9 protein-coding genes and 2 pseudogenes are annotated in these 9,354 nt (G+C 37.6%); 2 read left to right on the top strand and 9 right to left on the bottom strand.

Features of this window, described 5'->3' with window-relative positions; all coding sequences use genetic code 11:
- The 8 genes and pseudogenes from PN497_RS22815 to PN497_RS22780 all read right to left on the bottom strand — a co-directional run.
- Positions 1 to 997: pseudogene (locus PN497_RS22815) on the bottom strand (hypothetical protein); the annotation flags it as partial.
- Between the two features lie 476 nt (positions 998 to 1,473).
- On the bottom strand, positions 1,474 to 2,718 hold the full coding sequence (locus PN497_RS22810) for an inorganic phosphate transporter (RefSeq protein WP_096567268.1): 1,245 nt from the start codon (positions 2,716 to 2,718) through the stop codon (positions 1,474 to 1,476).
- A gap of 215 nt (positions 2,719 to 2,933) precedes the next feature.
- Entirely contained in the window at positions 2,934 to 3,251 is a 318-nt protein-coding gene (locus PN497_RS22805; protein ID WP_272110894.1) for a DUF5615 family PIN-like protein, read from the bottom strand.
- Positions 3,252 to 3,259: 8 nt separating this feature from the next.
- Positions 3,260 to 3,484 (bottom strand): DUF433 domain-containing protein, encoded by a 225-nt coding sequence (locus PN497_RS22800; protein WP_096567266.1) that lies wholly within the window; start codon positions 3,482 to 3,484, stop codon positions 3,260 to 3,262.
- Positions 3,485 to 3,625: 141 nt separating this feature from the next.
- Complete coding sequence (locus PN497_RS22795) at positions 3,626 to 3,979, bottom strand: XisI protein (protein ID WP_096567264.1); 354 nt, start codon at positions 3,977 to 3,979, stop codon at positions 3,626 to 3,628.
- On the bottom strand, positions 3,967 to 4,215 hold the full coding sequence (locus PN497_RS22790) for an element excision factor XisH family protein (protein WP_272110892.1): 249 nt from the start codon (positions 4,213 to 4,215) through the stop codon (positions 3,967 to 3,969). Before PN497_RS22790 ends, PN497_RS22795 begins: the two co-directional genes overlap by 13 nt.
- 11 nt (positions 4,216 to 4,226) lie before the next feature.
- Positions 4,227 to 4,517: pseudogene (locus tag PN497_RS22785) on the bottom strand (DUF2887 domain-containing protein); the annotation flags it as partial.
- An 18-nt stretch (positions 4,518 to 4,535) separates the two neighbouring features.
- Positions 4,536 to 4,826, bottom strand: coding sequence for a hypothetical protein (locus PN497_RS22780; RefSeq protein WP_272110891.1), 291 nt, complete (start codon positions 4,824 to 4,826; stop codon positions 4,536 to 4,538).
- A 165-nt stretch (positions 4,827 to 4,991) separates the two neighbouring features.
- Here PN497_RS22780 and PN497_RS22775 point away from each other — a divergent pair, with 165 nt between their 5' ends.
- Both PN497_RS22775 and patX read left to right on the top strand, forming a co-directional pair.
- Positions 4,992 to 6,740: an FAD-dependent oxidoreductase gene (locus PN497_RS22775; RefSeq protein WP_409349339.1), complete on the top strand. Its 1,749-nt coding sequence runs from the start codon at positions 4,992 to 4,994 to the stop codon at positions 6,738 to 6,740.
- A gap of 101 nt (positions 6,741 to 6,841) precedes the next feature.
- A complete protein-coding gene (gene patX / locus PN497_RS22770) occupies positions 6,842 to 7,078 on the top strand; it encodes a heterocyst-inhibiting protein PatX (RefSeq protein ID WP_096567258.1) in 237 nt (78 codons plus the stop codon).
- A gap of 696 nt (positions 7,079 to 7,774) precedes the next feature.
- On the opposite strand, the gene PN497_RS22765 is transcribed toward patX, so the two are convergent.
- Positions 7,775 to 8,830, bottom strand: coding sequence for a class I SAM-dependent methyltransferase (locus tag PN497_RS22765; protein ID WP_096567256.1), 1,056 nt, complete (start codon positions 8,828 to 8,830; stop codon positions 7,775 to 7,777).
- Between the last annotated feature and the right edge of the window lie 524 nt (positions 8,831 to 9,354).

The raw sequence follows: 9,354 nt of genomic DNA, 5'->3' as shown, positions 1-9,354 counted from the left end.
TTTCTGAGGTTAAAGACTCAGGAACAAGCACAGAAACTGGTTCTGGTGGATGTTCTGAAGTTGGGGTTTCTGGTGTTTCTGAGGTTAAAGACTCAGGAACAAGCACAGAAACTGGTTCTGGTGGATGTTCTGAAGTTGGGGTTTCTGGTGTTTCTGAGGTTAAAGACTCAGGAACAAGCACAGAAACTGGTTCTGGTGGATGTTCTGGAGGTGGTGGTAATGCAACCACAGCATCTGAGGATGAATTTTCGCTTTTTGGTAGCTCTTGAGTTAATAAAGAAACTCGTTCAGCAACTATTCTCTCTGAAGAATTTTCCGAGAAACCATTTTTGTAGGGTTCGGACAGTTGCAATACTGTTGGCGCTCCTCCTGTCAAACTTTTCAGAGAATTTGCATCTTTGATGTTCTCTAGTTCCTCTCGTAAACGCTTGACAAATTCTGCTAAGATTTCTTCCCCTTGCTGCTGTTGATCGTACATTCGTAACAACTGCTGGGAAAGATGACTTTGATAATTTGTTAATTCTTTTTGGATGGAGCTAAAAGCAATTGTGACGGTATCATCCAGATTGTTCAACATCTGACTGACATTTTCACTTATCTGACTAGCTACTGTAGAATTGACTTCAGCCGATCTGAAGGTGGACTGATGGGAAGATTCTCCGGTTATTGATTGATCAGCTAAACTTTTGAGTGAAGATTGCAGTTGGGAAGATATATGTTTTGCCAAAACTTCCGCCAACTGACGAATCAAAACTTGCTGTTCAGTAATTTGTCGAGCTTGCTGTAATTTTTCTTTTTCTTCTATTAATCGTTGAATGTCATTAGCTAAACGGTTTTTTTCAGTTTCGAGCCGCTTTACATCGTCTTGTAAAGTTCTAATAACATTCTGTTGGAGTTGTTCTAAGTCTTCAACTACATCCCAAAGGGCATTTTCTGCGGCTCTGGATAAGTCGCTTCTGTTTCGTGAGTTTTCTGGTCGCTTTTCAAATCGCCCCATTAGTTTCTAACCTCTAACACCTTGACGATAAATCAGTTATCAGTTATCAGTTATCAGTTGTCAGTCTGTTCACGGTTCACGGTTTACTGTTCACTGATAAATGTTTCACAGCCTTGCAGATTGGTAGGTTGTTAAAAACCAAAATTTGTGCGAAGTGTAAATTGCGTGACAGTTTCCGTTGCTTTGAGAAATTAAAATATTGTTCTGGGAATTGTTCTGAGAAAAGTAGAAGATTTTTTATCTCCTATTCAATATTTTAATAAATTGCCCACAATTATGCAAAAATATACTATTTATAGATAATTGCATAAGATGGCAGTTTTCAATTGTCCATGATTTGCATTTGCTGTGGCAGTACATCACCGAAAGTTTTTTGCAAAAAAAACAGTAATCTTACTTAATTTTTGCAGTCGAGAATGTATTGCATTCAAATAATAAGCATTAAGCAAGAATCTTCACAAATTTCAGTTGCATTTTCAGATAATCCGGATAATACTGAAGATTATGGCGCTGATTACAGCACTGATGGGGACTGTAATTACCCAGGCTGCGGCGATCCCCTGGAGGGTTTGAAATTTAATTGATTTGAGGTTTTGTACAAGTCCAATACCCACTACACCACCAACAAGCGCATGAGAAGTGGATACAGGTAAACCTAACCGAGAAGCTAGTAAGATGGTGGTGGCGGTGGCGATTTCGGCACAAAATCCGCTACTGGGTTGTAGAGAGATGATATTTTCGCCGATGGTAGCGATGACTTTTTTACCCCAAATTGCTAAACCTGCAACAATTCCCGCACCTCCAAAGATCATAATCCAGATAGGGATAATTATCCCATTGTTGGGGACGGTATTTGTCTGGTTGATGTAGAAAATTACTGCTAAAGGTGCGATCGCATTTCCGACATCGTTTGCACCATGTGCGAAAGCGACGAAGCAAGCACTTAATAGCTGGAAGCGTGCAAATAGTTGTTCAATGGGGTTGGTGATTGGTGATTGGTGATTGGTGATTGGGGAGTTAAGTTTTTTCCAACTATATAATGTAAGTCCTATTACGCCTATTGCACCAGTAAATATGGGGATGTCGTGGGAGGGGATGTTTAAACCGATTTTCTCACTTAAAAAGTTTGTCAGTGGTTGGGTTAAGGTGGGGAGAACTATTACACCAAATATACTTAGTAAAATTGCACTTAACCAGGGAATCCATTCTTGTAGTTGTAAGCGGGAATCAGGTTGGGATAAGATCCATTTTTGAATAAGACTGTAAAAAAAAGCTGCGATTGTGGCGCTGATGACTGGTGTTAATATCCAACCAATGGTAATTAAACCAATAGATGACCAATCTATAGCGTTTTTTCCTAATGCTACCCAGGTAAAACCAGCGATCGCACCGACGACTGCATGAGATGAGGAAATGGGTAAACCGAGTGAGGTGGCTATTTGTAGCCATACCCCTGCTGATATGAGGACTGTTATCATCCCTAATACTAGGGTTTGGGGTGTGGTGATGAATAAGTCGGGGTTAGCTATTTTTGTTCCTAGTGTTTCTGTTACACCATGTCCGAATAATACTGCACCTGTAAATTCTAAGATGCCGGCGATGATGATGGCTTGTGTCAGGGTGACAGCTTTTGATCCTACGGATGTTCCCATTGCGTTTGCTACGTCGTTTGCACCCAGGTTAAAGGCGACGTATAAGGATAAAAAAGCGATTATAATCATTAAACTCTTGATTATGGTACTTTATGTATTTTATGCTCATTATTCTCATGTACCATAAAATCTATAATGTTGGTAATATACTGAGATTATTCAATAAGGCGATCGCTCTTTTTTGTTATTTCGATAAATCAATATTTTTACTATCTTCATTCAACCCTAAATGTAGGGGTTTAGCATTGCTAACCTCCTACATTTTAATTAGATTTTAGATACTTTTATTGACAAACCCGCCAATTCTCTATTTGTAAATTAGGTACTCTTTGAAATTCTCTAACATTGGAAGTGACAACAATATGATGATGACTTAATGCGGTTGCTGCAATGAGTACATCATCAGCACCAATAGGAGAACCTGCTATTTTAAGAATACTTCTAATGTCTTTTGTCATAATGATCACATTAGCTATTTTGGCAGCTTCAAAAATGTCAATATCTTTAGCATCACGCAAACCAATTTCTTTTAATGAAAATGCTTCGATAGCAAAAGTATTTGTAATCCAATCTGCTAATGTTGGAGGTAACTGTGCATCAATTCAAATTTTCATGCTGTTAATCTCACAAAATCAGTGCGTCTTGCAGCAAATATTAAACAAGCCTGAATATCTTCTAGTTCTAAATCAGGAAAGTCTTCTAAAATTTCATTGACACTGACATTTTCTGCTAACATTTCTAAAATGTCGCTAACTCTAATTCTCATTCCCCGAATGCAAGGACGACCTCCACATTGAGCGGGTATTTGTGTGATTCGAGATAATAGTTCATTCATTGATTTAAGTAATTAAAGGTCATAATAAAAAATATTTTAGCATAATTCCTGACGCAAACCCAGATAATTTTGATTTTTAAACTAAGATAACATAAAAATAAGGATTTAGCATTGCTAAACCCCTACAATATTATCATTATTTCAAGCGATCGCAAACTCTGTGAAAACTCTTTTACTGGGATGATGAAAACCCAAAACAATATCATTTTGCGGTATTCCTGCTGATAGTAAATCATCAACTATACATAAATCTGTAGCATCTTCTTCTACCCAGACTTTGCCGTTTTTTATGGTAAAATAAATGATGATATGCTGTATTTGTTTTTTATCTTCCCAACCAAAACGAAACCAAATATATTGATCTCTAGTTTCATCAAATGCTAAACGTTCACTAACTTCAAATTCACTATTTTTTGAAATTCGAGTATTGCTTATTTCGTAATATTCAGTCAATATTTTTTTGATAATATTCCGGTATTGTTCTAGTTTATCCATTTTTGAATTTCCTCCTTTTCTGTATTAACAACTATTAACAGCAGATGATTTTCCTGAATTACAGCTTGTACAGATTTGCGTTGAAAAAATTTCTCATAGACAACATCATCAATAGCTAAATAGAGTTTATATTCTGGTGCTGTAAGTTGAATGAGATTCCGATATACAATATATTGTCCCAAGGCGTTATGAAAATCATACATCAGCGATTTGCTAACAAAACTTTTAATTTCCACAACTATTTTCTGTACCAGTTATCATACCTCACTTGATGACGATAGAGAAATATCATTAGTTCAGTAAAGAACCGATGATACAAATCTTGATCATCTTGAAATTGCACTTCGGCGAAAAATGCTATTTTGGGATTAGCATGATCTGGAGGTAAAAATACTCCATCAATTCTAAATGCTGTTTCTTTGACTTCAATAGAATCAAATTGATATTCTGATGCTGTGGGTGGTTTCTCGTCTACCAGTTCAAATATTAAACTGGGAAATTGTTTGAATAATTGATAAAAAATTGTATCCCGTCTCATGGAAGATACTATTTCCCCCTATTTATTAAACACCTTGAAAATATCAACGGTACAAGTTAAATTAGCACCTGTTTGTTGTGGTAATGCACAGGAAGAATTTTGATATGCACTGGAAGCATCTGGTAAATGTTCAATTTTCAATTTTTCAGCTGTGGGTTTTTTCAGTTGTTTGATAACTAAAATTCTTTGATTGGGATGATTGCGATCTCTAACTTTATAGGTAATACCAAATCCGGTTTTAGTAGATAAAATTTCTAGGATTTGATAACGTTCTCGGAGAATAGCACCAATGGGTAAAATGTTATTCATATTGATGTGTAATTTTGTAAATTTTTATGCCAATCTAGCATTTTTAAAACAAGAGCAATTTTGCTGTAAAATAAACCTGTCAAATAAATGTTACATCACAAATACTCAGATCCCCGACTTCTTCAAGAAGTCCGGGATCTATATCTCGTAAACACTAAAATCATAATGAATGAAATTTATACAACTGATGTCTTAGTAGTCGGTGGGGGAACAGGTGGAACTGCGGCCGCTATTCAAGCAGCGCGGAGAGGTGCTAAAACTATTCTTGTCAGTGAGTTTTCCTGGTTAGGTGGAATGTTAACATCTGCTGGCGTATCTGCTCCCGATGGTAATGAATTAAAATCTTTTCAAACTGGTTTATGGGGATCATTTCTTAAAGAATTACGCAAAAGACAACCCGGAGGTCTAGATAATAGTTGGGTGAGTTTTTTTAGTTATCAACCCCATATAGGTGCAGAAATTTTTGCAGACTGGGTGAGAGAATTACCGAATCTGCAATGGATTTCCGGGAAAGTACCGTTAGAAGTTTTACGCAACGCAGATTGTATTGCAGGTATCCGCTTTGCAGATTTCACAGTTTACGCCCAAGTCATCCTTGATGGTACAGAATTAGGAGATGTATTAGCTTTAGGAGATGTTCCTCACCGTTGGGGATGGGAACTCAAATCAGAGTATGCAGAACCTAGCGCCCCAGAAACTTTTAATGATCTGACTGCAAAATACTCTGTACAATCACCGACATGGATAGTAGTCATGCAAGATTTTGGGGAATCTATCGCCCCAGAAATTACCAGAGCGCCTAATTATGATCCATCTTTGTTTACAGGTGCTTGGGATAATTATGGACCAGAAAAATTTTTAAACTATGGACGATTGCCCGCCAATTGGTTTATGATCAATTGGCCGATTTGTGGCAATGACTACGGCCAAAAAGCCAACCGTTTGCTAGAGTCAAAGACAGCAAGACGTGAGTTTGATCAAGAATGTTTCTGGCATAGTCAAAACTTTGCCCATTATATTCAAACTCACCTTGGTAGACGCTACGGTTTAGCCGAAGGAGTTTTTCCTAGTCTCTCTCCAGCTTTTGCACTTCATCCCTATTTTCGGGAAAGTCGCCGCTTAGAGGGACTTGTTACTGTCTCTGAGCAAGATATTCTGCCCATTGGAGACGGTCGAGTTGCAGCTAAGTTTGATGATGCGGTTGCTATTGGAAACTACGCCAATGATCACCATTATCCGGGTGTTAAGTTCTCACTACAACCTAAGTCTATTCGCTGGGGTGGACGTTGGACAGGAACACCTTTTACTATTCCCTACCGTTGTTTAGTTCCCAAATCTACGGATGGTTTGCTGGTGTGTGAGAAGAATATTTCTGTCTCTCACATTGCTAATGGAGCAACTAGACTACAACCTGTAGTTATGGGTATTGGTCAAGCCGCAGGGATGGCGGCTGCTCTCTGTTGTGAGTTAAATTGTCAGCCCAGAAATTTACCAGTAAGGATGCTGCAAACAGCTTTATTGACAGACGAGCGATCACCAACAGCAATTGTTCCCTTGTTCAATTTACCAATCTATCATCCAGAATGGTTAAACTGGCAAATTCATTATTTGAATCACCCAGAAACTTATCCTCTTGATGGTAATTGTCCTTGTTTATCAGTTGATCAGTTTGATAATTCTCATCTTGATTGTTTCATAGGAATTTTTAATTGCTTAGGGCAACAAGATTACAGATTTACTATCACAAACCCAACAGAATTATTACCTAAGACTTGGCAGATTGTAACTTTGGAATCATCTGTAGATCAGCAATTGCAAGTCTTGCGCCAAAATCAAAAGCTCAAAGTTTGGGGTCGAGCAAATTCATCTGGAAACTGGCTACTTGTCGAATATATCGACGAAGTATCAAATTGATTTTTTTGCAGTTACATACAATACTTTTTTTCAAATTGTCCGGATCTTTAGATCAAAGCTAAGTATCAGTGAAGTAGAGAGTTCTAAAATAGACATCTACTATGCGTGCTGCAATTTCACTTTTAGTATCGAGTCTGGTATCCGGCTCCTTAGCTTTTAATTACGAAGCAAAGTTCACTAGCCTTTCCTGTTTGCTGATTGCTAATTTTGGTTCAGAAAAGCTATTTGCGGACAATTCTAAACCCGCTCCCAACCAACCAGAACAGCCAGCACCCCATCGCGGTAGTGGACGCAAAGAGTCAATGGAATTTTTTAGCAATATCCATTCCTTTGTTTAACCCTCATAGCTTCAGACTGCTTGTAGGAGAATTCGTTATCAGCAAAGCAATCAAGTTAGGGAATGACTGGGTGTTTATCGTTCTTGACACAAGTGATAGAACAAAGACATAGACAGTTACAGCACTACATCGCTCATCCAAAGTTCCAGATTTTATTTTCTTTGACAGAGATATAAACAGTTACAGCACTACATAACTCAGTCATCGTTCCAGATTTTATCTTCTCTGGCAGAGACTTAAACAGTTACAGCACTACACAAATGCACAAATAATCAACAGTTGAGTATTTCCTAAAAACATCCGGTAATTGTGGTAAACCTGGCGTAGATTCGGACTTAGTGCATCATATAGGTACTCATCCGCCCTTTTTCAACCGCTTCTGTGTTCCTTATAGTATCTACAAGTTGAAGAGGCAAGGGAGAAAACCACGGTGAAAATAGGATTGTTCTTGCTGTGATGAACCCGTCAAATTTGGTGTGATACCAAGCCAGTTGGAATATTGAGTATTGTTGGAAATTCATGGAACAGCCGATTAGTTTAGAGGCAGGTTCACACATCTATTAAGAGTAGTGAATACGATTTGTGACTCTGCCTCTACTATTAATTCAAAATCTCAAATCCCAAATTGGTGTGATGGACTATTAGCAGTTATTTTCCTAATATTATCCTGAACAAAATGAGTATTTCGGCTTTGCTTTAAGCTGGTTTATAAGCAATAAAATATTTGCTCAAAAAGTGAATTTGTGTCTCTATATTCTCAAAACCGGCTTTCTCTAACCGTTCTACTAAATCATCAGTAGTGTAATGTTTGTAGTATGGTTCATGGAACATTTTTGAGAAACCATTCATCATCTCAGCAAATTCTGGTGAATCACTCATTTGAATTGAATCACAGATAATAAAAACTCCTCCTGGTTTGGTGACTCGAAAGCATTGCTCAATCACTGTTTGACGCACTGCTGCTGGTAACTCATGGCAGAGGAAAACAGACGTTACAGCATGAAAATAATTATCTAGATAAGGTAATTCTTCGGCATTTGCTTGCAAAAGCTGAGGCAATTCGCCGGGATTTTCAGATAAGATTTGATTAGCCTTCCGCAGATAAGCTGGTGATAAATCTGTACCGAATAAAGATGCTTCAGGCATAGCTGATCTCATCAACTTCAGAGTTCGCCCCGTGCCGCAAGCTACATCTAAAATGCGGATTTGTTTTTGAGAAATTCCCTGAAATTTTTGCAGTCCACGTTTCAGGGGTGCTAAAATACGTCGTCTCATCGGATCAGCTGCACCACCAAACAGAAGCTCTACCTGTAAATCATATAAGTTGGCAGAGGATTCGCTTAAATAACCATCGGTTTGGTGATGGAAGTTTTGCAAATAATAACTAGGGTATCCTTCTTGATCTGTTGTTGAAGAGAAATCTTGATATCTACCTTGTGTGATGCGTTCCCATACCTGGGGTAAATCTAGCCAAAGCAGTGGATAGTTAACAAAAAAGTCTGCCCACTGATTATCAAATAACACACTTTCAGGATATATCCCTTTTTGGCTATCTTGCCAATCTGCTTCTAGTAGCAGGTTTAACCTGTTTTGTAATTTGGCGATCGCCTTGGGAGATGCTGGTTTCACCCGTCCTACTGTGGGGTAAACTACATTTTTTAATTGTTTACTTAGGAGTTTATGACCCAAGCTAAAGTAGTTTTTGCTGTGTTGCAGACTCTCATAAGTTAGCTTTGTCAAGTTTTTATACATAAATAATCCATTAAGTTTTGTGGACTTTAATTATTTTATGTAAAGAAATGTGAAAAATAAAGTCTTTTTTCTCATGGAGGTAGGTTGATGGCAACAAGTAGACAGAATTTAAACAGAACCTAAATTGTCTGTTATTGTCTGTTCTCAATTGCCAGTTTTCCCACTGAACCCAGCATAAATACTCATTTTCTGCCGATCAAAATGTTCAGAGGGATTTATCAAGTTAAAGGCTTAAACATCTTGCTAGGGAATGATTACAGCCTTTAATTTTATTAATTTTCCGCAACAACGATCGCCTCATTTATAAATTTTTGTAACAAAAACTTGATTCAGTATTGTAAGTTACAGAATCTTTGGTACTATAAATATGTGAGGCAAAAAAAGAGCTAGTCCTAAGCTGACTATTTTATAGACAAAACTATACTTATGTTGACAAGCATTGACATAAGTGAGTTAAAAAAATCGCCCACTTGATATATAATCCTGCGATATCAAGTATTGAATTAAGACTATTGCCAATGCGA

Source organism: Sphaerospermopsis kisseleviana CS-549 (genome assembly GCF_028329225.1).
In the GTDB taxonomy this organism is placed as follows: Bacteria; Cyanobacteriota; Cyanobacteriia; order Cyanobacteriales; family Nostocaceae; genus Sphaerospermopsis; species Sphaerospermopsis kisseleviana.
The sequence above is the reverse complement of the archived record's forward strand: the minus strand, read 5'-3'. Positions and strand labels throughout refer to the sequence as shown.

Bases quoted from the DNA above. Each gene is read 5' to 3' on its own strand.
- PN497_RS22810 (WP_096567268.1), bottom strand. From the start codon at position 2,718: ATGATTATAATCGCTTTTTTATCCTTATACGTCGCCTTTAACCTGGGT.
- PN497_RS22800 (WP_096567266.1), bottom strand. From the start codon at position 3,484: ATGAATGAACTATTATCTCGAATCACACAAATACCCGCTCAATGTGGA.
- PN497_RS22795 (WP_096567264.1), bottom strand. From the start codon at position 3,979: ATGGATAAACTAGAACAATACCGGAATATTATCAAAAAAATATTGACT.
- PN497_RS22780 (WP_272110891.1), bottom strand. From the start codon at position 4,826: ATGAATAACATTTTACCCATTGGTGCTATTCTCCGAGAACGTTATCAA.
- PN497_RS22775 (WP_409349339.1), top strand. From the start codon at position 4,992: ATGAATGAAATTTATACAACTGATGTCTTAGTAGTCGGTGGGGGAACA.
- patX (WP_096567258.1), top strand. From the start codon at position 6,842: ATGCGTGCTGCAATTTCACTTTTAGTATCGAGTCTGGTATCCGGCTCC.
- PN497_RS22765 (WP_096567256.1), bottom strand. From the start codon at position 8,830: ATGTATAAAAACTTGACAAAGCTAACTTATGAGAGTCTGCAACACAGC.